Here is a 22,027-nt window from a genome sequence, read left to right on the forward strand (position 1 = left end):
TGTTAATTGGCTGATTAAATTGTCTCGCCTCCGGCGACGGGTGGCAAGCGGCATTTCCCGGGAATGCGCCCCAAAAGCAGAACGGCGCGCATCGCCGCGCGCCGTTTGCATGACTTATTGCGTTGAGGCGCTAGCCGGCGGCGGTAACTGCCCGTTGCGCCATTACCTTGATCAGGTTGGCGCGATAGTCCGCGGAACCGTGGATGTCGCTGAGCAGGCCATCGGCAGAAATGCTCACGCCATCGAGCGCGCCCGCCGACCAGTTCGCCTTCAAGGCCGCTTCGATCGCCGGTATCCGCATGACGCCGTTTTGCGATGCGCCAGTAGCGGCGACGCGGACGTCACCCGACGGGGTCTTTGCGACGAACACCCCGGTCAGCGCAAAACGCGAGGCCGGATGCGGAAATTTCGCGTAGCCCGCCTTGGCCTGCACCGGGAACGAGACGGCTGTGATGATCTCGCCATCTTCCAGTGCGGTCGAGAACAAGCCCTTGAAGAATTCGTCCGCGGCAATCGTGCGCTTGTTGGTCTTGACCGTCGCGCCGGTTGCCAGCACGGCTGCGGGATAGTCGGCCGCAGGATCGTTGTTGGCGAGCGAGCCGCCGATGGTGCCGCGATGCCGCACGGCGGGATCGCCGATCAGCGATGCGAGGTAAGCCAGCGCCGGAAGCGCCTTCTTCACGGTGTCGCTCGTCGCCACGTCGTAATGGGTGGTCGCCGCCTTCACCACGATCCCGTCGCCCGACGGCTCGACGCCGATCAGTTCCTTGATCTTGCCGAGATCGATCACGTCGGAGGGCGAAGCAAGGCGCTGCTTCATCACCGGGATCAGCGTGTGGCCGCCGGCGAGATATTTTGCCTCCTTGCCCTTGGAGAACAGCGCGGCGGCTTCGTCGATGGAGGAGGGGCGATGATAAGTGGTCTCGTACATGCTAGCTCTCCTCTCAACCGTGAATGGCATGCCAGACGCGGTCGGGCGTCGCCGGCATTTCCAGCTTGTTGTTGCCGATCGCATCCGTGATGGCGTTGATGACGGCGGCCGAAGCGCCGATCGCGCCGGCCTCGCCGCAGCCCTTGACGCCGAGCGGATTGCCCGGGCACAGCGTCGTGGTGTGCGACACCTTGAACGACGGCAAATCGTCGGCGCGCGGCATGGTGTAATCCATGAACGACGCCGTCACCGGCTGGCCGTTGCCGTCATAGACGGCGTGCTCGAGCAGCGCCTGGCCGATGCCCTGGGCGAGGCCGCCATGGACCTGGCCTTCCACGACCATCGGATTGATGAGGCGCCCGAAGTCGTCGGCGGCGACAAAATTCACGAACGAGGTCTTGCCGGTGGCGGCATCGACCTCGACCTCGCAAATGTAGGCGCCGGCCGGGAAGGTGAAGTTGGTCGGATCGTAGAAGGCGGTTTCCTTCAGGCCCGGCTCCATCCCGTCGGGCAGATTGTGGGCGGTATAAGCCGCGAGCGCGACCATCGGCAGCGCGATCGACTTGTCGGTGCCGGTCACCTTGAACTCGCCGTTCTCGATGACGATGTCGTTCTCGCTCGCTTCCAGCGCGTGGGCCGCGATCTTCTTGGCCTTGGCTTCGACCTTCTCCATCGCCTTGACGATGGCGGTGCCGCCGACCGCGATCGAGCGCGAGCCGTAGGTGCCCATGCCGAACTGCACCTTGTCAGTATCGCCGTGCACGATCGAAACTTGGCTGATGGGAACGCCGAGTCGCTCAGCGATGATCTGGCAGAAGGTAGTCTCGTGGCTCTGGCCATGGCTGTGCGTACCCGTGAGCACCTCGATGGTGCCGACCGGGTTGACGCGGATTTCCGCCGACTCCCACAGGCCGACGCCGGCCCCCAGGCTGCCGACCGCCTTCGACGGCGCGATGCCGCAGGCCTCGATGTAGCAGGAGACGCCGATGCCGCGCAGCTTGCCTTCCGACTTGGCCTTGGCCTTGCGGGCTGCGAAGCCGGCATAATCGATGGCCTTCATCGCGGCGTCGATCGAGGCGTGGAAGTCGCCGGCGTCATAGGCCATGATGACAGGCGTCTGATAGGGGAAGCTGGTGATGAAGTTCTTCTTGCGCAGTTCGGCGGGATCGACCTTCAACTGCCGCGCCGCGGTCTCCATCATGCGTTCGAGCAGATAGCTCGCCTCGGGCCGGCCGGCGCCGCGATAGGCATCAACCGGCGTGGTGTTGGTGTAGACGGCGATCACCTCGGCATAGATCGCCGGGATGAGGTACTGGCCCGACAGCAGCGTCGCGTAGAGATAGGTCGGCACGGCCGAGGAGAACAGCGACATATAGGCGCCGAAATTGGCGTGGGTCTTCACCCGCAGGCCAAGGATCTTGTTGTCCTTGTCGAACGCCATCTCGGCATGGCTGACATGGTCGCGGCCATGCGCGTCGGTCAGGAAGGCTTCGGTGCGGTCGCCGGTCCATTTCACGGGACGGCCGACCTTCTTCGACGCCCACAGCGCCACCATCTCTTCCGGATAGATGTAGATCTTCGACCCGAACCCGCCGCCGACATCGGGCGCGATCACGCGCAGCTTGTGCTCGGGCGCGACGTTATAGAATGCCGACAGCACGAGGCGGGCGACGTGCGGATTCTGCGACGTCGTGTAGAGCGTAAAATGCTCTTCCGCCGCATCGTAGTCGGCGATCGCCGCGCGCGGCTCCATCGCGTTCGGCGCCAGGCGGTTGTTGGTGAGGTCGAGGCTCACCACGTTCGCGGCCTTGGAGAAGGCGGCGTTGACGGCGGCTTCGTCGCCGAGGTGCCAGTCATAAATGATGTTGCCCGGTGCTTCCGGGTGGAGCTGCGGCGCGCCTGATTTGATCGCGGCGCGGACGTCGGCGACCGCCGGCAGCTCTTCGTAATTGACGACAACAGCCTCGGCCGCGTCCTTGGCCTGGTTCTTGGTCTCGGCGATCACGACCGCGACCGCCTGGCCGACAAAGCGCACGGTCTCCGGCGCCATCGCCGGCCATGCGCCCATCTTCATGGGCGAGCCGTCCTTGGAGGTGATGGCCCAGCCGCAGATCAGATTGCCGATCTTGTCGTCGACGAGCTGCTGGCCGGTCAGCACCGCAATCACGCCCGGCATCTTCATCGCTTCCGTGGAATCGATGCCCTTTACCTTGGCATGTGCATGCGGGCTTCGGATGAAATGGGCGTGGGTACACCCCACCAGCTTGATATCGTCGACATAGCGGCCCTTGCCGGTAATGAATCGCTTGTCTTCCTTGCGCACGACGCTTGCGCCAATGCCTTCAACGCCCATGGTCCTGTCCTCCCGACCGGAGATTTTTGATTTCCCGCCGTCTCCATCGAAGCGGCGGTGTTGAATTCGAGTATTCTGCTGCGGGCCGCTACTCGGCGGCCTGCGCGACCTTCATGCGGCCGGCGGCGTCCAGCACCGATTTGACGATGTTGTGGTAGCCGGTGCAGCGGCAGATGTTGCCTTCGAGCTCGTGTCGGACCGTGGCCTCGTCCAGCTTGCCGCCATAGCGATGCACGATGTCGATCGACGCCATGATCATGCCGGGCGTGCAGAAGCCGCATTGCAGGCCGTGATTGTCGCGGAACGCGGCCTGCATCGGATGCAGCTCGTCGCCCCTGGCGATGCCCTCGATGGTGGTGACGTTGCTGCCGGCCGCCTGCGCCGCCAGTACGGTGCAGGATTTGACCGCGCGCCCGTCGATATGGACGGTGCAGGCGCCGCACTGGCTGGTGTCGCAACCGATATGGGTGCCGGTCAGGTTGAGATTTTCGCGCAGCAGATGGACCAGAAGCGTCCGGTCCTCGACATCGGCCGAGACAGCCTTGCCGTTCACTGTCAGTTTGACTGTAGACACGCCTCACTCCTCCCGGTGTTTTTGAATTATTCCAATTAGAAACAGGGTGGAGGAACTTGGCAACAAGGATTTTGGTCTGGTGCCGGCGGATTGGTCGATGACGCTTTTATGAGGCGCGGTTCGCATGCGGACTTGTGGTGGCCGCCGAATGCCATCCGGGGGCGCGTTTTGCGCGGCCGATGCGAGGTGGCCCTCAGCGCTGGTTCATTGACCGAGTTGGTCTTGCAATCCCAAATCTTGTAACCCGAAGTCTTGCAACCTTGGGGGACCCAGCCCGGATTTACTCACCCTTATCCATTCTGCCGTAGTTTTACGTAGGGGGCTGGCAGCACGTGCTTCCGGCGTGGGTAGGTATTGAGAAACGACGGGGGTTGGGATGGGGATGTCCAGGCGTGCCGGGATCGTAGGGATCCCGACCTTGCGGTTCCGCGCCAAGATCATGCTCGGCTTTGCCGCGGTGTTGGCGATCTCCGCAGCCAGCATGGGATTTGCCTATTTCGGGTTTGAGCGCGTTTCCGACGGCGTAGCCGCTTACCGCAAGAGCGTGACGGAGGCGGATCTCGCGCGCAACATCGACCGCGAGTTGATCTCCTACCGCGCGCTGGCGCGCTATTACGTCGTCACCGCCAAGGAAGAGGACGCCAAGGCGGCACTGGCCGCCGAGGCCGGCCTGAGGGATGCGATCGACCAGTCGATGAAGGGCACCGCCAGCCCGGCGGCACTCGAGCAGGTGACGAAGCTGGCGCGTGAATTCCGCGCCTTCACGAAAATCTTCGCCGAGATCGTCAAGGTAAAGGAAGAGAGCGAGTATCTCACCAAGAACGCGCTCACCCGCAGCGAGATGTCGCTGGAATACAAGTTCGACGATCTTTCCAGCACCGCGAAAGAGGCCGACCTCCAGGCCGTCGAATTCCAGGCCAAGAACATCATGGGCCAGTTTCAGTCGATCAAGATCGCGACCAACAATTTCGTCGCCAGCGGCAACCAGGCGGCGGCAACCAGCACCCTCAGCCGCCTGAGCTTCCTCGACAACGCGTTGAAGACCATTCCCGCGGCCGACGAGAAGGTCGGCCCGATCGTCAAGGAGATCGGTGCGCTGCTGACGACCTACCGCGACGCGCTGACCAAGCTGATGGAAAGCAAGAAGCAGATCGACGGGCTGGTCACCGAGATGGGCGAATCGGCGGATGAGATCATCAAGGGCGCCGGCGCCATGAAGGCCGCCCTGGTCGCCGACCAGCAGCGGCTTGAATCCGAATCGAACGCATCGATATCAGATACCGAACGGCTGATCCTGGTGCTGGCTATCGGCGGCTTCCTGCTCGGCGCCGTGCTCGCCCTGCTGCTCGGCCGCGGCATTTCGCGGCCGATGATCGCGATGTGCAAGGCAATGCGCGAACTCGCCGGCGGCAATTTCGACGTCGTGCTGCCGGGCCTTGGCCGCAAGGACGAGCTCGGCGAGATGGCCGGCGCGGTGGAAGAGTTCAAGGTGCAGGCGATCGCCAAGGCCGAACGCGATGCGGCGACGCAGGAAGCGCAGAACAAGGCCGCCAGCGCCGTACGCCGCGCCGAGCTGATCCGCTTCGCGGACGAATTCGAGGCGGCAGTCGGCTCGATCGTGTCCAATGTCTCCGCCTCCGCGGTGCAGCTTGAATCGGCGGCGGGCACGCTGACCCGCACGGCGGAAAGCACGCAAGGCTTGTCGAGCCAGGTTGCCGGTGCTTCGGAACAGGCCTCCAGCGACATGCAGTCGGTGGCGGCCGCAACCGAAGAGCTTTCCGCCTCCGTCGACGAGATCGGCCGGCGCGTGCGCGAATCGGCCGAGATCGCCGATGACGCCGTGCGTCAGGCCGAACAGACCGACGGCCGGATCGGAAAATTGTCGCGCGCGGCGCAGGAGATCGGCGACGTCGTGAAGCTGATCACCGCGATTGCCGAACAGACCAACCTGCTGGCGCTCAATGCCACCATCGAGGCCGCGCGCGCCGGCGATGCCGGGCGCGGCTTTGCTGTGGTCGCCTCCGAAGTGAAGTCGCTCGCCGGCCAGACCGCGCGGGCGACCGACGAAATCTCCAACCACATTTCGGGCATGCAGGGCGCGACCCAGGAATCGGTCGCAGCCATCAAGGAGATCGGCGGCACCATCGGCAAGATTTCCGAAATCTCCGCGACCATCGCCAGCGCCGTGGAGGAGCAGGGTTCGGCAACGCAGGAAATCGCCCGCAGCGTTCAGAAGGTCGCGCAGGGCACGGAAGCGTCTGCTTCGGATATCCTGCAGGTCAACCGCGGCGCCACCGAAACGGGGTCGGCTTCGGAAGAGGTGCTGAACTCCGCGCGCACGCTCTCGAGCGAAAGCGCGCGGCTGCGCGAAGAGCTCGACCGCTTCATGGCGAATATTCGCGCGGCGTGAGACGCGTTACTCGCATCGATCTGCGGCGGCGCCCGCCGGCCTCATCCTGAGGCCCGGCGCGACCGCGGCTCGAGGATGGGCACATGCGTTTCCCCAGGACGAGCTGGGCTATCGCATATGATCCATTTGAGTGTGTGAGCGAACCCGGCCTTCATGGTTCGAGACGCGCCGCAAGCGGCGCTCCTCACCATGAGGGTCCAGGATTTCACCGCGAAACAAGACCTCATCCTGAGGAGCCCGCCAAAGGCGGGCGTCTCGAAGGATGGCCACACGGAAGCCGCCTCAGCAATCCTCGCTCATATGCGATGGCCCGCGCAGAGCCGGGGCCCATGCATCAGTTAGAAATGTAGAGAGATGGGTCCCCGCTCGGAGGCCGGGACACGAGAGGTGGTGTTACGCGACCGCGCGGATCACCTTGCCGATCTTGTCGACGATTTCGCCGACCTGATCCTCGCTGATGATCAATGGCGGGGTCAGCACCAGCGTATCGCCGGCGACGCGCAGCATCAGGTCGTGGTCGTTGAAGGCGCTGACGAGGCCGTTATAGCCGCGCTTGCCGGCCGCGTCCGGCAGCGAGCTCAGATCGATGCCGGCGGTGAGGCCCACGGTGCGGATATCGACCACGTTCGGCTGGCCCTTCAGCGACATCACGGCGTCGGCGAATTTCGACTCGAGCTTGTTGGCACGCTCGAACAGTTTTTCGTCGCGGTAGATGTCGAGCGTGGCAAGGCCCGCCGCGCAGGCGAGCGGATGGGCCGAGTAGGTGTAGCCATGGGTCAGTTCGACCATATGCTCGGGACCGGTCATGAACGCGTCATGGATGGTGTCGCGCACAAGCACGCCGCCCATGGGAGCCGCACCATTGGTAACGCCTTTGGCGAAGGTGAGCAGGTCGGGCAGCACGCCGTAGCGCTCGGCGGCGAAGGCATAGCCGAGCCGGCCGAAGCCGGTGATGACCTCGTCGAAGATCAGCAGGATGCCGTGCTTCTGGGTGATCTCGCGCAAGCGCTTGAGATAGCCCTTCGGCGCCGGCAGCACGCCGGTCGATCCCGCCATCGGCTCGACGATGACGGCGGCGATGGTGTTGGCGCCGTGCAGGTTGACGAGATTTTCCAGTTCATCGGCGAAATGTGCGCCGTATTCCGGCTCGCCCTTGGAGAAGGCCTGCTTCTCGCGGTCATAGGTGTGCGGCAGGTGATCGACGCCGGCCAAAAGCGAGCCGAAGATCTTGCGGTTGCCGACGATGCCGCCGACGGCGGTGCCGCCAAAACCGACGCCGTGATAACCGCGCACGCGGCCGATCAGGCGGGTGCGGCTGCCCTGGCCGTTGATCTGGTGATAGGCGATTGCGATCTTCAGCGCAGTGTCGGCTGCTTCCGAACCGGAGTTGCAGAAGAAGACATGGTCGAGCCCGTCGGGCGCGAGCTCGGCGATGCGGCTGGCAAGCTCGAAGGCCTGCGGAATGCCGAACTGGAACGGCGGCGCGTAGTCGAGCGTCGCGGCCATCTTGCCGATGGCCTCGGAAATCTGCGTGCGCCCATGGCCGGCATTGGTGCACCACATGCCGGAGGCGCCGTCGATCAGCTTGCGGCCGTCGACGGTGATGTAGTGCATGTCCTTGGCGCCGGCGAGCAGGCGCGGGTTCTTCTTGAACGCCCGGTTGGCGGTGAACGGCATCCAGTGCGCGGCAAGGTCGTTGGGAACATTGACGGCTGACGCGTTCGGGCTCTTGTCCAGCATGGCGGCCTCTTCAAGGGGGTGTGGGGGCGTGGTGAATTTGTGTGCAGGCTATCAGCTTCGCCGCGCAACGGGAACGTCGGGGGCCGCGTTATTTCCGCCCAATCCGGCGGACTGCGCGAATACCTGCCCCCTGATTTTGAGCATGATCCCTTCCGGAAACCGGTGCCCACTTTCCGGGATCATGCTTCACAGATCAGACGCGGCGATCCAGAACACTTCGCCCTCGGAATCCTCGGTATCGAGCCAGAGCAGCGGCAATTGCGGGTAGGCTTCCGTCAGTGCCGGCTGGCAGCGGCCGACCTCGCACAACAATCCGGCCTGCGGGTTCAGATGCGCCTTGGCCTCGTCGAGGATGCGCCGGACGATGTCGATCCCGTCGGCGCCGCCGTCAAAGGCGATCTTCGGCTCGGCCCGGCATTCCAGCGGGAGTGCGGCCATGCCCTCGGCATCGACATAAGGCGGGTTGGAGATGATGAGGTCGTAACGCTTGCCGCCGAGCGGCGCGAACAGATCGCCGCGGTGCAGCGTGATGCGATCTTCGAGGCCGTGATCGGACACGTTGCGCGCGGCGACCGCGAGCGCGTGCTTTGAAATATCCACCGCATCGATCGCGGCGTGGGGGAAATGCCGCGCGGCGAGAACCGCAAGGCAGCCGGAGCCGGTGCAGAGGTCGAGCACGCTTTCGACCTCGGCGGGATCGCCGATCAGCGAAGTGGCTTCGTGATCGGCATCACCGCCGAAATGCGAATCCAGCAATTCGCCGATGAAGGAGCGCGGCACGATCGTGCGCTCGTCGACATAGAACGGCAGGCCGCGCATGTATATCTTGTTGACCAGATAGGCCGCGGGTTTGCGCGTGGCGACGCGGCGCTCGATCAGGTCGAGGATCTTCCTGCCTTCCGCCGCGGTGACGCGGGCGGTGGCAAAGCTTTCGAACTGGTCGGGATGCAGGTGAAGACTTTCGCAGACCAGGAACGCGGCTTCCGTGACCGGATCGGTGGTGCCGTGCGCAAATACGAGCCTTGCTTCTGCAAAGCGGCTGACGGCGTAGCGAACGTAATCGAGCAGCGTCAGCAACTCGCCCGCGGCGACCTTAGGCGATTTTGCGACGATGCGGCGCTTCGCGGCCGGCTTTGCGCGCTTGGCCATCAGGATTTTTTCCAGCGCGCGGCCGCGTCGTCATCGTGGCTGCGCGCTTCGATCCAGCTCTTGCCGCGCGCGCTCTCTTCCTGCTTCCAGAACGGCGCGTTGGTCTTGAGGTAGTCCATCAGGAATTCGGCGGCCTCGAACGCGGCCTGGCGGTGCGAAGATGCGGTGACGACCAGCACGATGTTTTCGCCGGGCGCGATGCGGCCAAAGCGATGGATGATGGTCAGGCCCTGTAGCGGCCAGCGCGCAATCGCTTCATCGGCATGGCGCTTGATCTCGGCTTCCGCCATGCCCGGATAATGTTCGAGCGTCAGCGCCGCGATCGGCTCGGAATCTTCGGTGCCGCGGCAGATGCCGGAAAAGCTGACGACGGCGCCGATATCGGTGCGGCCCTTGCTTAAGCGTGCGATCTCCTGCGCGACGTCGAAATCGCCTTGCTGGATTCGGATGGTCGCGGCGATCGTCATCGGAAAGCTTTGTCTTCAGCCGCCGGTCATCGGCGGAAAGAACGCGATCTCACGGGCGCCGGCGATCACTGCATCGGATTTGACATGGGCCTGATCGATCGCGGCGCGGATCACCTTCGGCTTCTCGAAGGCATAGGCATAATCCTCGCCGCGTCGGGAAAGCCAGGCGATGAGATCGTCAATCGTGCGCACATCCGCCGGCGGCTCGACGGTCTCTTCCGCCTTGCCGACGCGTTCGCGCACCCAGGCGAAATATTTGACCTTCATCCCTCATCCTCCTTGATGAGGTGATGGATGCCGGCGCGGAAATAATCCCAGCCGGTGTAGATGGTGAAGATCGCGGACAGCCACAGCAGGATGATGCCGATCAGCGTGATCGCCGGAAAGACCTGCTCGCCGGCTTCGCCCGCGATCAGGAAGCCGATCGCGACGAGCTGGATGGTGGTCTTCCATTTCGCCAGTTTTGTCACGGGCACGCTGACGCGGAGTGCGGCGAGATATTCGCGCAGGCCAGAGACCAGAATCTCGCGGCACAGGATCACGATGGCCGCCCACAGCGTCCAGCCATGAATGCTGTTGTCGGCCGCCAGCATCAGCAGGCACGAGGCGACCAAGAGCTTGTCCGCAATCGGATCCAGCATGCGGCCGAAGGCGGATTGCTGATCCCAGATTCGCGCATAGTAGCCATCCAGATAATCGGTGACTCCGGCGGCAATGAACACGGCCAACGCCACCCAGCGCAGCCAGAGCGGCCCGTCCAGGATGGACTGCACATAGACGCAGCCGACCACGACCGGGATGGCGGCGATGCGCCCCACGGTCAGGATGTTCGGAATCGAAAAGCTCTTGGACTGAGGCCTGGTGGTCGCGATGTTCATCCGTCTTACCAATACCGGCGGGGCAGCTAGGTCAACACCGGAGCGTACATGATCGGGGGGACATGACGTAAATATAACGTCCTGTGCCGGATTTAACCGGGCTGGGCGTGGAAAAATTCGAAGATCTTGCGCGCGCTTTCGGCGCTGACCCCAGGAACCTTGCCGAGGTCGGCAATCGAGGCCCGTTCGATCTCCTTCAGCGTGCCGAAGTGGTGCAGCAGGGCGCGTTTGCGCGACGGACCGATGCCGGGAATTTCCTGTAGCCCGGCCTCGCGGATGTCCTTCTTGCGCAGTTTTCTGTGCGAGCCGATCACGAATCGATGCGCCTCGTCGCGCAGCCGCTGGATGAAATACAGCACGGGGTCGCGCGGTTCGAGTTTGATGGCCTCGCGGTCCGGCATGAACAGCGTCTCGCGGCCGGCGTCGCGGTCCGGGCCCTTGGCGACCGCAAGCAGCGAGACCTGCGTCAGGCCGAGCGTGTTGAAGATCTCTCTGACCGCATTGAGCTGGCCGCGTCCGCCATCGATGATGACGAGGTCGGGCCATTGCGGAAATGAATCGTCGTCCGCCTTTACATTTCCTTTGGCCTTCGCCGCATCATCGTCGGCCGGCTTGAGCAGGCGCTTGAAGCGCCGTTCCAGCACCTCGCGCATCATCGCATAGTCGTCGCCGGGCGTGAGGTTCTCGGACTTGATGTTGAACTTGCGATACTGGTTCTTGATGAAGCCATCCGGCCCCGCGACGATCATGGCGCCGACCGCGTTGGTGCCCTGGATGTGGCTGTTGTCGTAGACCTCGATCCGCTTCGGCGCGTGCGGCAGAGCGAGTGTGGTGGCCATGCCTTCCAGCAGGCGGCTTTGGGTCGCGGTGTCGGCGAGCCTGCGGCCTAATGCCTCGCGCGCATTGGTCAGCGCATGCGCGACCAATTCCTTTTTCTCGCCGCGTTTGGGCACGGAGACTTCGACCTTGTATCCGGCCTTGACCGACAGCGCCTCAGTGAGCAGGGCGGTCTCCTCGACCTCATGCGAGAGCAGCACGAGCTTTGGCGGCGGCTTGTCGTCGTAGAACTGCGTGAGGAAGGCGCCCAGCACCTCTTCCGGCGTGAACGACTTTTCCGCTCGCGGGAAGTAGGCGCGGTTGCCCCAGTTCTGTCCGGTGCGGAAGAAGAACACCTCGACGCAGGAATAGCCGCCCTCCTGATGGATCGCGAAAACATCCGCTTCCTCCACGGTGCGCGGATTGATGCCCTGCTGCGACTGGATCGCCGACAAGGCGGCGAGGCGGTCGCGATACAGCGCCGCGGTCTCGAATTCGAGTTCGCCGGATGCCTTTTCCATCTCGGCGGCAAGCTCCTGCTTCACCGCATGGCTGCGGCCGGACAGGAAGTCGGTCGCCTCGCGCACCAGTTCGGTATAGCCGGGAAAATCGATCTCACGCGTGCACGGACCCGAGCAGCGCCGGATCTGGTAGAGCAGGCAGGGACGTGTGCGGCTCTCGAAGAACGAGTCGGTGCAGGAGCGGATCAGGAACGCGCGCTGCAGCGCCGTGATGGTGCGGTTGACGGCGCCGGCGGAAGCGAACGGTCCGAAATAGCGGCCGGGCCGCGTCTGCGCGCCCCGGTGTTTCAGGATCTGCGGCGCCCAGTGATCGCCCGTGATCAGGATATAGGGGAACGACTTGTCGTCGCGGAGCTGCACGTTGAAGCGCGGCCGGAGCTGCTTGATGAGGTTCGCTTCCAGCAGCAGCGCCTCGGTCTCCGTCCTGGTCGAGACGATCTCGACATTCACGGTGGCGGCGATCATGCGCAGGATGCGCGCCGGCTGCGGCGCGTTGGCGCGCGCGTAGGAGGTCAGCCGCTTTTTGACGTTCTTGGCCTTGCCTACATAAAGCACGTCGTTCGCCGCGTTGAGCATGCGATAGACGCCGGGGGATTGGGGAGCGAGCCGCACCGCGTTCTCGATCGCGGCATGGCCGACCGCCAGCGGGCCTTCGGCGACGGCCTCGGTGGGTTCCTCCTGCAACTCGGGCAGGCGGGCCTCGTCGTCCTCCTCGGCGGCGGTCGTTGCGGGATCGACATCGGGAGCGGCAAGTTCCGGCGGCAGATCGGGCCCGGAACCGCGGCGCGGCTTCCGCGCGCCTGCCGGCTTCGGATGTTCGGTGGAATCGTCAGTCATGGCGGCAATTTAAGATTTCGAAGCTTGCCTCGCCAGCGCGAGGGACGGTCGTGCACACCCCCGCCGGTAACACATCCTTAAGAATGATGAGCGGACGGTAAACCGGGCTTAACAAGCCTTTAACTTAAAACTCTCGATAAATCCTACGCGAAAAAAATGGAATTCCGTAACCATGCCGGGGCTTCCGAACCGGCGGGCACGGCAGTTGCGTGAGTGGAGAGTACCGATGACCAGGTTCGGGGCCAGATGTGTCGGCGCGGCAGTCGCGCTGCTGTCGGCGGGGTGGACGATGGAGGCCGCGGCGGCGGATTTCAATTACGGTCAGCGCGGGGGCTATACCGCCGTCAATCAGCCGCTCACCTATAGCTGGATGGGCCCGTATCTCGGCATCAACGTCGGCTACGCCTGGGGCTCGGTCGACAACAACTGGACCAAGCCGAGCGGCGTCGCCGGCGGCGCGCAGCTTGGCTACAATTTCCAGCAGGGGCCGTGGGTGTTCGGTCTCGAAGGCGACATCCAGGCCACCGGCGCCGACGACACCTTTGCGCCCTGGAAATTTTCCAATCCCTGGTTCGGCACGGTGCGCGGCCGCGGCGGTTATTCCTTCAACAACATCCTGGTCTACGGCACCTTTGGTCTCGCCTTCGGCGAACTGCGCGCCAACACCTTTGGCCTGACGGAATCCCACACCAATGTCGGCTGGACCGCGGGTCTGGGCGCCGAGGTCGGCTTGACCCGCAACTGGAGCGCCAAGGTCGAATATCTCTATGTCGATCTGGCCAATAGCAACTTTGCCATCACCGGCATGTCGAACGGATACAGCTTCGGCACGTTCCGCGCCGGCGTGAACTACCGCTTCTGACGACAGGAAACACGCCAACAAGAACACTTGGACGTCTTCACTCCCGGCCGCCGCGTGCGGCCGGGATTTTTTTGTGCTTGCCGGTGAGCGGGCGTTGCTACGAGCCAACCACGAGGTTCACCGCCTTGGGCCCCTTGCCCTTCTTGTCCGGTTCGACCTCGAAGGTGATGCGCTGTCCCTCGATGAGATCCTTCAATCCCGCGCGCTCCACCGCCGTGATGTGAACGAACACGTCGCGGCCGCCATCATCCGGCTTGATGAAGCCATAGCCGCGCTCACCGTTGAAAAACTTGACTGTCCCTGTCATGGCCATCGGGAAATCCTCCCCCGTACTGCTTCGCCGTGACGCGCAAATCGCGCGTTCGACCCGACCGGACATTCACTGCCGGAAAGCATGGCCACCTTGGCGGGCCGCCCGCAATTTGCGGCGCGCCTGGTTCCTTGTTAGGCCTTGTCACTCCGCCGCAACCATTCGCGGAAGCGGAACGTAAAGCCAGTCCGCCCTGAGCATAATACGGTTCCCGGCGAATTGACCATGGCAGAAAACGGATTTTCGGCGTACGCGCCGTCCCGCTCAGGGTTTGGGCGTTTCGAGCCGGAAGCGGCCGGCGCCGCCCTGGCCGAGCGGCTTTTCTAATTCAGGTAGAATTGTCCTCAACTCCGCAGCCAGCTTCCAGGGCGGGTTGACCATCAGCAATCCGGTCGAGACCAGGGGGCCGCCGGCCTCTTGCGGGGCGACGGAAAATTCGAGGCGCAGGCATTTTCCGGCGGGTTTTGCCCTTTCCGCGACCTCGGCGACATAGCGGGCGAGGGTGTCGCTGGCGCGCCGACTCTTCACGGGATACCAGAGCAAATAGCCGCCGGTGGGCCATTTGGCGAAGGCCGCCGCAAAACCGTCGGCCATCCGCTCGAACTCGTCCTTTGCCTCGAACGGCGGATCGATCAGCACAAGGCCGCGCCGTTCGTTCGGCGGCACGAAAGCCGGCAGCGCGGTCCAGCCGTCGAGATCGACGACGCGGGCCTGGGCATCGCGGCGCAGTGCGTCGATCAGGCGTTTGCGCGCGCCGGGCTCGATCTCGCAGGCCGTCAGGCGGTCCTGCGGCCGCAGCATCGCACGCGCGATCAGCGGCGAGCCCGGATAGGCGGCAAGCTCGGCTTTCTGATTGAAGGCCCTGACGATATCCAGGTAAGGCCCGACCAGCGGCTGGGCGCTTTCCGAAAAGCGCGTCTGCATCAGCCGTGCGATGCCGGTCAGCCACTCGCCGCTGCGGCGCGCCTCCTCGCCGGAGAGATCATAGATTCCGGCGCCGGCATGGGTGTCGATGACGCGGAAGGCGGCCGGCTTTTCCTGTAGATGCGTGAGGATGCGCACCAGCACGATGTGCTTGATGACGTCGGCAAAGCCGCCGGCGTGGAAGGCGTGACGGTAGTTCATGGGAGAGGGGTTACCACGTCATTGCGAGCGTAGCGAAGCAATCCATTGAGTGTCAAAACGGCGGTATGGATTGCTTCGTCGCTTCGCTCCTCGCAATGACGGCGGAAAGAGCAGTTCTTACCCGCCGCGCACCGGCGGCATCAGCACCTGGTCGCGGCGACAGGTGCGGCGGTCGATTTCCTCGCAGGCACGGAATTGCAGGTCCTTGTTCATGCAGATGCGCACTTCGCTGAGGCGCTTGCTGTCGCAGGTAGTGGAGATGGCGGAGGCGCTCAGGCCCGGATTGACCTTGATGAAGGCGGCCTCCAGCTCTTCCGGCGCGATCAGCTTCGGCTTCGACAGTTCGAGAAATTCGTCGGGAATTTTGACCGCCGCGCGCGCCTTGCGGATCATTTCGAAATAGGCGCGGGTGCCGAGCCCCGAGCAGGTCCCGTGCTTGTCCCACTCGTTGTAGATCAGCCCCGGCGCCGGCATCAGGTCGAGCATCGAGATCATGATGCCGCGCTCCAGCCGCGGCGAGGGCCGCCTGCAATATTCGGGAAAGCCGCGATCGTATTGCGGCCACAGGCCGTGCACCACGAAGGAGAACGGCCGCTCGCTGCATTGGGCCTGCGAGCGATGGGCGTTGCCGCGCTCCTCAGCGGCGGCACAGAAGGACGGCGACCAGGACAGCGCCAGCACGTAGAAGTCGAACTCGCCGGGCGCGTTTTGCCGCCGGTCCTGTGCCCCGGCCGTGCCAAGCAGGCCGAGCAGCACCGCCAGCGAAACCAGGACCCGCGAAATCAGCACCGACAGGGAATGAAACATGACGCCGCCCCTCTCACCAGACGGCCGGGAGCCTAGCAGGGAAAAGGAACATTTCAAGAACAAAATGGCGGGAGCTGTCAGCCGCCCCTAGGGCACGGCAGATCAGGGCCGGGCGGCTTTGCAGTTGGGATTGTAGGCCCAGTTGCGGTCCAGGCCGGTGACGCACCATTCGACGCCCTGGCCGAAGCCGGCAAAGCCGCCATCCTCGATGATCGAGTAGTGCACCTGGCGCATCTTGCCGTCGCTCAGCATCACGTCGCCCGAGCAGAAGCGGCGCGGGATGTTGTCCGACTGCCACGGCCGGAAGGCCGTTTCATGAATCCGGCCATAGCCGGTGATCACCAGCGGCGAATTCCAGAATTTGCTTTCCTTTTCCTGGAACTGCGAGGCGATGGTCGGCAGCGCGCGCTCGCATTCGGCAACCGCGCCGTCATAACGCGGGCCGGACAGCCAGAAATTCAGCTCCAGCGGATTGGCAGCCTGCGCCCCGCCGGATGCAGACAGCACAAAAACGAGGCCCAGCGCCGCGCCGAGGCCGGCTTTTCTGACGTTCTTGAACAGGTCGCGCATGGGAATCCGCCGCATCATTCAGAGTGTGGAACGGTGCCGCGAAGGGCTGACAAGGTCAAGTGCAGCGCGGCAACACTTGCCGAGAATTCAGCGGCTTAGGGCCCGCGCGCGCTTTTCACTTCCGGCGATGCCCTCTAAGGTGCGGGAGCGTGAAATGGAGTCGGCGATGCGGAAAATTTTGGCGGCGAGCCTCTTGATGGGCGGAATGCTGGCGGCAATGCCGGCGCAGGCCTTCTTCGATTGGGTGCCGCCGTTCAAGGGCAATGATACCGGCGGCATCATTGCCTTCAGCCTGGCGCAGCAGGCCGACGCCCGCCAGCTCGCGGTCGACCACTGCGCCCGCTACGGCAAGGTGGTGAAATTCCTCGGCGTCGATGCGCAGCCGGGCGGCTACATTTCCTTTGCCTGCCGCTGGGTGCCTTATGGCGCCGCAGAGCGGCCGCTGTCCGTTCGCTACTAGGCCGCGGTTTCTCCTCATCTGATGTCCAGACTGGAGCGCAGCATGACGCGGCAGCTTGGTTGCATTCGGTCTCTGGTCTGTCTTTTCGCGCTGTGGCCCGTCGTGGCGGCCGCCGCGGTGGAATTGCCGATCCGCAAAGCCGGCCTGTGGGAAATGAAGGTGCAGCGCGCCGGCTCGTCCGGGCCGGAGATGACGATGCAGCAATGCACCGACGCCACCACCGATCGGCAGATGAGCACTTCGCTGTCGCCGTCGAAGGACATCTGCTCGAAGCAGGACGTGCAGAAAACCGCGACCGGCTATGTCACCGATTCCGTTTGCGGGGTTGCCGGCATGACCATCACCTCGCACGCCGAGATCACCGGCGATTTCAATTCCGCCTACACCGTGAAATCGACCTCGCACAGCGAACGCGGCCCAAGCGGCGCGCCGCGCGATGCCGCCACCACGATCGAGGCGAAATGGCTGGGCGCCTGCAAGGCCGACCAGAAGCCCGGCGACATCGTGATGCCCGGCGGCATGAAGATGAACATCCTGGACCTCGAAAAGATGAAGTCCATGCTGCCGAAGCCGCCGGCGAAGTAGCGCTCGTTTTTTGAGGTTGCATTCTGGGCCTCGTGGTTCGAGATCCGTGGCATTGCCGCGCTCCTCACCATGAGAGACCTCGTCATTGCGAGCGAAGCGAAGCAATCCAGCTTCCTTTGCCGCAGCAAGCTGGATTGCTTCGTCGCTTTGCTCCTCGCAATGACGGCTTGGGACGAGCATCGCCACAACCTCCAGACCTCATCCTGAGGAGCACGCGCAAGCGTGCGTCTCGAAGGATGGGCCACATACTCAGTCGCAGTGCCGTTGGATGCTCTACACCGGCACCCTTACACTCGCCCGCAATCCCCCCATCGGGCTGTCGCTGAGCGTGATGTCGCCGCCGTGGGAGCGGGCGATGTCGCGGGCGATGGCAAGGCCGAGGCCGGTGCCGCCTTCGTCCTGGTTGCGGGCGTCATCAAGTCGCAGGAACGGCTTGAACACTTCTTCGCGCATCCCGGGCGGAATGCCGGGGCCGTCGTCGTCGACCGTCACGGTGAGGTAGCGGTGGTCGCGATGGCCCGTGATGGCAATTGCGTTGGCGTGCCGCGCGGCATTGGAGACGAGGTTGGCAAGGCAGCGCTTGAACGAGGCCGGCTTTACCGTGACCACGGGCAGTCCGTGGAAAGCGACGGTTGCCTTGTGGCCGTGACGTTCGGCATCGCCACGCAATTCCTCCAGCGCCGCCGACATGTCGGTGGGCTGCGCGTTCTCGCCGGAATCGCCGCGCGCAAAAGCCAGATAAGCCTCCAGCATCGCCGACATCTCGTCGACGTCCTTGCGCATGGCGTCGACTTCCGGGCTGTCGCCGATCAGCGCGAGCTCGAGCTTGAAGCGGGTGAGGATGGTGCGCAGATCGTGCGAGACGCCGGCCAGCATCGCAGTGCGCTGCTCGATCGAACGCTCGATACGCGCTTTCATCTCGAGGAACGCATGCGCGGCGCGGCGGACCTCGCGCGCGCCGCGCGGCCGGAAGTTCGGCACCTCGCGGCCCTTGCCAAAGCTTTCTGCGGCATCCGCCAGCCGCAGGATCGGCCGGATCTGGTTGCGCAAAAACAGCACCGCGACGATCAGCAGGATCGACGACGTGCCGAGCATCCAGAACAGAAAGATTTCCGAGTTGGAGGCGTAGGCCGAACTGCGCTCCGCGAACACACGCATCACGGCGTCATCGAGCTGGATGCGGATTTCGACGAGGTTGGAGCGGCCGACCGTGTCGATCCAGAAGGGACGCGCGATCTGCCGGCCGAGCTGCACCGACAGCGTCTGGTCGAGCAGCGAGAAGAACGGCTTTGGGCCCGGCTGCGGCATGTCGCCGGGCGGCAGGAAATCCACCACGAGGCCAAGCCGCTGCTGCGCGATGCGGCGGAGCAAGGCGCGGTCCTTGTCCTGCGGATAGCCCTTGTAGACGTCGATCAGGCCGGCGATGTCGCGCACCACGGCGGTGGAGAGGCGCCGCGTCACCGTGTTCCAGTGCCGCTCCATGAACACGAACGCCACCACCGACTGGAGGATCACCATCGGCACGATCATGATCAGCAGCGCGCGGGCATAGAGGCCGGTCGGCATCCAGCTCTTGAACGTGTTGTTCATCCGGCCGTTGACTCGCGAGACGCGCTGCGAGGCGTTGCGGATCAGCGTGAGGCCGGTGTCGAGCGTGCTCATGAAAAGCCGGCCTTAGGGAGCTGCGACCAGGCGGTAGCCGATGCCGCGCACCGCCTGGAGGAACAGCGGATTGGCGGGATCCTTTTCGATCTTGCGCCGCAGGCGGTTGATCTGCACGTCGACGGCGCGCTCGTTGACGGTGCCGCCGCCGGTCAGCGCGCCGCGCGGCACGGTCTCGCCGGGACTTGCAGCCAGAATGCGCAGCATCTCGCGCTCGCGGTCGGTGAGATGGATGATCTCCTCGCCCTCGCGCAATTCGCCGCGCTCGATGTGGAAGATGTAAGGCCCGAACGCGATCTGCTCCATCACCTCCACCGGCGGCGGCGCGGTGCGCTTGAGAATGTTGCCGATGCGCAGCACGAGCTCGCGCGGCTCGAACGGTTTTGCGACGTAGTCGTCGGCGCCGATCTGGAGGCCCTCGATGCGGGCCTCCGCCTCATGGCGCGCCGTCAGCATGATGATCGGCACATTGGAGGATTTGCGGATGAAGCGCGCGAGGTCGAAGCCGGTCTCGCCGGGCATCATGACGTCGAGGATCAGCAGATCGAAATGCAGTCCCAGCAGTTTGGCGCGTGCATCGCTGGCGCTCATCGCAGTGGTGACGCGATAGCCTTCCCCGGTCAGGAAGCGCTGGAGAAGATCGCGGATGCGGCGGTCGTCGTCGACCAAAAGGATATGCGGTGCGTCGTCGGCCGGCTGCGCCGGCGCGCGGGAGATCGTGGCCGCGCTGGTTGCTGCGCCAGGAGTTCCTTGGGTCACTCGTTCGTCCCTTCCTGGAGCATGATCCGGAAAAGTGGGTCCCGGTTTTCCGAAAAGATCATGCTCAAACAAAACGATAGAGCGGGATGACGATTCGAAGAAAGTCATCCCGCCCGTGCGCCCGTGCCGGCCGCAAAGATCGTCTCCAGCACCTTGTCGGGATCGTCGCGGTCGATCATCGCGCGCAGGAACTGGCGCACGGTTTCGGTGCCGGCCGGGCCGATATCGGCGATGGCGCGATTGATGCGGTCGGTCTGGAGCCCGGCGAGTTTTGCCACCAGCGCCTCACCCTTGGGCGTGGCATAAAGCAGGCGCTGCCGCCGGTCGTTGTTGCCGGTCTTCTGCACGATGTAGCCTTCGTCGAGCAATTGCTTGAGCACGCGCCCGAGCGACTGCTTGGTGATGCGCAGGACGTCGAGCAAATCCGCGACCTTCAGGCCGGGATAGCGGTGGACGAAATGCAGCACCCGGTGATGCGCGCGGCCGAACCCGAAGGCCTCCAGCTCATGATCGGCATCGCCGACAAAGTCCCGGTAGGCAAAGAACAGCAGCTCGATGATGTCCCAGCGCAAATCGCCGCCGCGCGGCGTCGCGGGCGCAGCCTCGGTTGCCCTCGAATCACCTTCTGCTGAAGGCCTTGAGAAATTTATGTCAGCCATATTGACATATCTTGGGTTCAATGTTACAAAACTGCCAGCCACGGCGAAACATTAGATCGTTTTGCCTGCGGCAAAGCATGAAACGGCCTGAGACAGCCAGCGATGGCGATAAGGGCCGCCAATGGTCTACCGTGAGATTGTCGAGCGGCATTTCGGCAAACATACTGGACTTCGCCATCCCGCAAAAGCATGTCCTCGTGACTTGCCACTGTGGTAACCCGCCGCAAGACGGGCGGGGCGAGGCCCCAGGCCAACCAACAAGCGCCGCGGCGCGGGCGCGTTTTTCGCGCCGATCCGGGAGAGAGCCATGGCAGTTTCTACATCCGCCCTGAACCGGGCCAGCACGGGCGCGGAAGCCGCGCCGGCTCCGGCAGCGAGCCTGAAATTCGATATCCGCCCCACAGCCAATCCGGTGTCCGAGAAGGATCGCGCCGCCAGGCTGGTGGATCCCGGTTTTGGCCGGGTCTTCACCGACCACATGGCGATCGTCCGCTACACCCAGGGCAAGGGCTGGCACGACGCGCGCGTCGAATCGCGCGCCAACTTTCCGCTCGATCCGGCGATGGCCGTGCTGCACTACGCGCAGGAGATTTTTGAAGGCCTCAAGGCCTACAGGCGCGACGACGGCGGCGTGAACCTGTTTCGTCCTGACGCCAACGCAAGACGCTTCCGGCAATCGGCCGACCGCATGGCGATGGCGCAGTTGCCGGAGTCCGTGTTCATCGATGCGGTCGAGCAGGTCGTGCGCATCGATCGCGCCTGGATTCCGGGCGGCGAGGGCAGTCTCTATCTGCGGCCCTTCATGATCGCGAGCGAGGTGTTTCTCGGCGTCAAGCCTTCTTCGGAATACATCTTCGCGGTGATCGCCTCGTCGGTCGGCTCCTATTTCAAGGGCGGACCGGCGCCGGTCTCGATCTGGGTGTCGGAGAATTACACGCGCGCCGCGATCGGCGGCACCGGTGCGGTCAAATGCGGCGGCAACTACGCCGCCAGCCTGCGCGCGCAGGCCGAGGCGATCGAGCACGGCTGCGACCAGGTCGTGTTCCTCGATGCGGTCGAGCGCCGCTATATCGAGGAACTCGGCGGCATGAACGTGTTCTTCGCGTTCGACGACGGCTCGTTGCTGACGCCGCCGCTCGGCACCATTTTGCCCGGCATCACCCGCGACTCCATCATCGCGCTCGCCAGGGACGCCGGCACGCGCGTGCGCGAGGAGCCCTACACGATCGACCAGTGGCGCGCCGATGCGGCCAGCGGCAGGCTGAAGGAAGCCTTTGCCTGCGGCACCGCCGCCGTCATCTCGCCGATCGGCAAGGTGCGCTCGACCAGCGGCGATTTCCTCATCAACGGCGGCGCCGCCGGCCCGGTCGCCATGGGCCTGCGCAAGCAACTGGTCGACATCCAGTACGGCCGCGCGGCGGATCCGCACAACTGGATCGTGAAGGTTTTCTGAGGGGCTGGGCAGCGTAAGGCGAGCACGCTCTCTCACTCCCTCGCCCCGCTCTTCGCGGGGAGAGGGTGGGGTGAGGGGCTGCTTCGGCATCGGGACTCG

General features: G+C 64.2%; 21 protein-coding genes. 5 read left to right on the top strand and 16 right to left on the bottom strand.

Annotated features, from left to right (window positions below; genetic code table 11):
• Positions 1-130 precede the first annotated feature (130 nt).
• The 3 genes from JQ628_RS20560 to JQ628_RS20570 all read right to left on the bottom strand — a co-directional run bounded on the left by JQ628_RS20560 (position 131) and on the right by JQ628_RS20570 (position 3,858).
• Positions 131-931, bottom strand: coding sequence for an FAD binding domain-containing protein (locus JQ628_RS20560; protein ID WP_212224904.1), 801 nt, complete (start codon positions 929-931; stop codon positions 131-133).
• Between the two features lie 13 nt (positions 932-944).
• Positions 945-3,284, bottom strand: a complete 2,340-nt coding sequence (locus tag JQ628_RS20565) for a xanthine dehydrogenase family protein molybdopterin-binding subunit (protein ID WP_212224905.1) — start codon at positions 3,282-3,284, stop codon at positions 945-947.
• Positions 3,285-3,372: 88 nt separating this feature from the next.
• Complete coding sequence (locus JQ628_RS20570) at positions 3,373-3,858, bottom strand: (2Fe-2S)-binding protein (protein WP_212224906.1); 486 nt, start codon at positions 3,856-3,858, stop codon at positions 3,373-3,375.
• A gap of 376 nt (positions 3,859-4,234) precedes the next feature.
• On the opposite strand from JQ628_RS20570, the gene JQ628_RS20575 reads away from it, so the two are divergent.
• Complete coding sequence (locus JQ628_RS20575) at positions 4,235-6,268, top strand: methyl-accepting chemotaxis protein (RefSeq protein WP_212224907.1); 2,034 nt, start codon at positions 4,235-4,237, stop codon at positions 6,266-6,268.
• Positions 6,269-6,661: 393 nt separating this feature from the next.
• On the opposite strand, the gene JQ628_RS20580 is transcribed toward JQ628_RS20575, so the two are convergent.
• The 6 genes from JQ628_RS20580 to uvrC form a co-directional block, all read right to left on the bottom strand.
• On the bottom strand, positions 6,662-8,008 hold the full coding sequence (locus JQ628_RS20580; protein WP_212224908.1) for an aspartate aminotransferase family protein: 1,347 nt from the start codon (positions 8,006-8,008) through the stop codon (positions 6,662-6,664).
• 186 nt (positions 8,009-8,194) lie between these two features.
• Positions 8,195-9,157 (bottom strand): 50S ribosomal protein L3 N(5)-glutamine methyltransferase, encoded by a 963-nt coding sequence (gene prmB / locus JQ628_RS20585; RefSeq protein ID WP_212224909.1) that lies wholly within the window; start codon positions 9,155-9,157, stop codon positions 8,195-8,197.
• Positions 9,157-9,624 (bottom strand): molybdenum cofactor biosynthesis protein MoaE, encoded by a 468-nt coding sequence (locus JQ628_RS20590; RefSeq protein ID WP_212224910.1) that lies wholly within the window; start codon positions 9,622-9,624, stop codon positions 9,157-9,159. The genes prmB and JQ628_RS20590 overlap by 1 nt, the downstream gene beginning before the upstream one ends.
• Positions 9,625-9,639: 15 nt before the next feature.
• Positions 9,640-9,891: a molybdopterin converting factor subunit 1 gene (gene moaD / locus JQ628_RS20595; protein ID WP_212224911.1), complete on the bottom strand. Its 252-nt coding sequence runs from the start codon at positions 9,889-9,891 to the stop codon at positions 9,640-9,642.
• Positions 9,888-10,502 carry a CDP-diacylglycerol--glycerol-3-phosphate 3-phosphatidyltransferase gene (gene pgsA / locus JQ628_RS20600; protein WP_212224913.1) on the bottom strand — a complete coding sequence of 205 codons (615 nt, stop codon included), beginning with the start codon at positions 10,500-10,502 and terminating at the stop codon, positions 9,888-9,890. Before pgsA ends, moaD begins: the two co-directional genes overlap by 4 nt.
• A 92-nt stretch (positions 10,503-10,594) precedes the next feature.
• The gene (gene uvrC / locus JQ628_RS20605) at positions 10,595-12,676 is read right to left on the bottom strand and encodes an excinuclease ABC subunit UvrC (RefSeq protein ID WP_212224915.1); all 2,082 of its coding nucleotides are present in this window, start codon (positions 12,674-12,676) and stop codon (positions 10,595-10,597) included.
• A gap of 226 nt (positions 12,677-12,902) precedes the next feature.
• Between uvrC and JQ628_RS20610 the strand changes: the two genes are divergently transcribed.
• Positions 12,903-13,538, top strand: coding sequence for an outer membrane protein (locus JQ628_RS20610; protein ID WP_212224917.1), 636 nt, complete (start codon positions 12,903-12,905; stop codon positions 13,536-13,538).
• A 97-nt stretch (positions 13,539-13,635) separates the two neighbouring features.
• Here the strand turns inward: JQ628_RS20610 and JQ628_RS20615 are convergent, their stop codons facing one another.
• The 4 genes from JQ628_RS20615 to JQ628_RS20630 all read right to left on the bottom strand — a co-directional run bounded on the left by JQ628_RS20615 (position 13,636) and on the right by JQ628_RS20630 (position 16,350).
• A complete protein-coding gene (locus JQ628_RS20615) occupies positions 13,636-13,851 on the bottom strand; it encodes a cold-shock protein (protein ID WP_212224919.1) in 216 nt (71 codons plus the stop codon).
• Positions 13,852-14,112: 261 nt separating this feature from the next.
• Positions 14,113-14,973: a 23S rRNA (adenine(2030)-N(6))-methyltransferase RlmJ gene (locus JQ628_RS20620; RefSeq protein WP_212224921.1), complete on the bottom strand. Its 861-nt coding sequence runs from the start codon at positions 14,971-14,973 to the stop codon at positions 14,113-14,115.
• 117 nt (positions 14,974-15,090) lie between these two features.
• Positions 15,091-15,780, bottom strand: coding sequence for a ribonuclease T2 family protein (locus JQ628_RS20625; protein WP_212224923.1), 690 nt, complete (start codon positions 15,778-15,780; stop codon positions 15,091-15,093).
• A gap of 102 nt (positions 15,781-15,882) precedes the next feature.
• Positions 15,883-16,350 (bottom strand): hypothetical protein, encoded by a 468-nt coding sequence (locus JQ628_RS20630; protein WP_212224925.1) that lies wholly within the window; start codon positions 16,348-16,350, stop codon positions 15,883-15,885.
• Positions 16,351-16,516: 166 nt separating this feature from the next.
• Here JQ628_RS20630 and JQ628_RS20635 point away from each other — a divergent pair, with 166 nt between their 5' ends.
• Positions 16,517-16,810 (top strand): hypothetical protein, encoded by a 294-nt coding sequence (locus JQ628_RS20635; RefSeq protein ID WP_212224926.1) that lies wholly within the window; start codon positions 16,517-16,519, stop codon positions 16,808-16,810.
• A 42-nt stretch (positions 16,811-16,852) separates the two neighbouring features.
• A complete protein-coding gene (locus JQ628_RS20640; protein WP_212224927.1) occupies positions 16,853-17,395 on the top strand; it encodes a DUF3617 domain-containing protein in 543 nt (180 codons plus the stop codon).
• Positions 17,396-17,668: 273 nt separating this feature from the next.
• Here the strand turns inward: JQ628_RS20640 and JQ628_RS20645 are convergent, their stop codons facing one another.
• The 3 genes from JQ628_RS20645 to JQ628_RS20655 form a co-directional block, all read right to left on the bottom strand.
• A complete protein-coding gene (locus JQ628_RS20645; protein WP_212224928.1) occupies positions 17,669-19,057 on the bottom strand; it encodes an ATP-binding protein in 1,389 nt (462 codons plus the stop codon).
• Positions 19,058-19,069: 12 nt separating this feature from the next.
• The gene (locus JQ628_RS20650) at positions 19,070-19,816 is read right to left on the bottom strand and encodes a response regulator transcription factor (protein ID WP_212224929.1); all 747 of its coding nucleotides are present in this window, start codon (positions 19,814-19,816) and stop codon (positions 19,070-19,072) included.
• A 104-nt stretch (positions 19,817-19,920) separates the two neighbouring features.
• On the bottom strand, positions 19,921-20,475 hold the full coding sequence (locus JQ628_RS20655; RefSeq protein ID WP_212224930.1) for a MarR family winged helix-turn-helix transcriptional regulator: 555 nt from the start codon (positions 20,473-20,475) through the stop codon (positions 19,921-19,923).
• A 379-nt stretch (positions 20,476-20,854) separates the two neighbouring features.
• On the opposite strand from JQ628_RS20655, the gene JQ628_RS20660 reads away from it, so the two are divergent.
• Positions 20,855-21,928, top strand: coding sequence for a branched-chain amino acid aminotransferase (locus JQ628_RS20660; protein WP_249128201.1), 1,074 nt, complete (start codon positions 20,855-20,857; stop codon positions 21,926-21,928).
• Positions 21,929-22,027: the final 99 nt, after the last annotated feature.

The organism is Bradyrhizobium lablabi, assembly GCF_018129385.1.
GTDB lineage: Bacteria > Pseudomonadota > Alphaproteobacteria > Rhizobiales > Xanthobacteraceae > Bradyrhizobium > Bradyrhizobium lablabi_C.

What these genes read in the sequence shown, in the direction of transcription:
- JQ628_RS20655 (WP_212224930.1), bottom strand. Translation starts at nt 20,475, where the DNA reads ATGGCTGACATAAATTTCTCAAGGCCTTCAGCAGAAGGTGATTCGAGG.
- JQ628_RS20645 (WP_212224928.1), bottom strand. Translation starts at nt 19,057, where the DNA reads ATGAGCACGCTCGACACCGGCCTCACGCTGATCCGCAACGCCTCGCAG.
- JQ628_RS20625 (WP_212224923.1), bottom strand. Translation starts at nt 15,780, where the DNA reads ATGTTTCATTCCCTGTCGGTGCTGATTTCGCGGGTCCTGGTTTCGCTG.
- uvrC (WP_212224915.1), bottom strand. Translation starts at nt 12,676, where the DNA reads ATGACTGACGATTCCACCGAACATCCGAAGCCGGCAGGCGCGCGGAAG.
- JQ628_RS20615 (WP_212224919.1), bottom strand. Translation starts at nt 13,851, where the DNA reads ATGGCCATGACAGGGACAGTCAAGTTTTTCAACGGTGAGCGCGGCTAT.
- JQ628_RS20575 (WP_212224907.1), top strand. Translation starts at nt 4,235, where the DNA reads ATGGGGATGTCCAGGCGTGCCGGGATCGTAGGGATCCCGACCTTGCGG.
- moaD (WP_212224911.1), bottom strand. Translation starts at nt 9,891, where the DNA reads ATGAAGGTCAAATATTTCGCCTGGGTGCGCGAACGCGTCGGCAAGGCG.
- prmB (WP_212224909.1), bottom strand. Translation starts at nt 9,157, where the DNA reads ATGGCCAAGCGCGCAAAGCCGGCCGCGAAGCGCCGCATCGTCGCAAAA.
- JQ628_RS20635 (WP_212224926.1), top strand. Translation starts at nt 16,517, where the DNA reads ATGCGGAAAATTTTGGCGGCGAGCCTCTTGATGGGCGGAATGCTGGCG.
- pgsA (WP_212224913.1), bottom strand. Translation starts at nt 10,502, where the DNA reads ATGAACATCGCGACCACCAGGCCTCAGTCCAAGAGCTTTTCGATTCCG.
- JQ628_RS20610 (WP_212224917.1), top strand. Translation starts at nt 12,903, where the DNA reads ATGACCAGGTTCGGGGCCAGATGTGTCGGCGCGGCAGTCGCGCTGCTG.
- JQ628_RS20580 (WP_212224908.1), bottom strand. Translation starts at nt 8,008, where the DNA reads ATGCTGGACAAGAGCCCGAACGCGTCAGCCGTCAATGTTCCCAACGAC.
- JQ628_RS20560 (WP_212224904.1), bottom strand. Translation starts at nt 931, where the DNA reads ATGTACGAGACCACTTATCATCGCCCCTCCTCCATCGACGAAGCCGCC.
- JQ628_RS20630 (WP_212224925.1), bottom strand. Translation starts at nt 16,350, where the DNA reads ATGCGCGACCTGTTCAAGAACGTCAGAAAAGCCGGCCTCGGCGCGGCG.
- JQ628_RS20620 (WP_212224921.1), bottom strand. Translation starts at nt 14,973, where the DNA reads ATGAACTACCGTCACGCCTTCCACGCCGGCGGCTTTGCCGACGTCATC.
- JQ628_RS20590 (WP_212224910.1), bottom strand. Translation starts at nt 9,624, where the DNA reads ATGACGATCGCCGCGACCATCCGAATCCAGCAAGGCGATTTCGACGTC.
- JQ628_RS20565 (WP_212224905.1), bottom strand. Translation starts at nt 3,284, where the DNA reads ATGGGCGTTGAAGGCATTGGCGCAAGCGTCGTGCGCAAGGAAGACAAG.
- JQ628_RS20640 (WP_212224927.1), top strand. Translation starts at nt 16,853, where the DNA reads ATGACGCGGCAGCTTGGTTGCATTCGGTCTCTGGTCTGTCTTTTCGCG.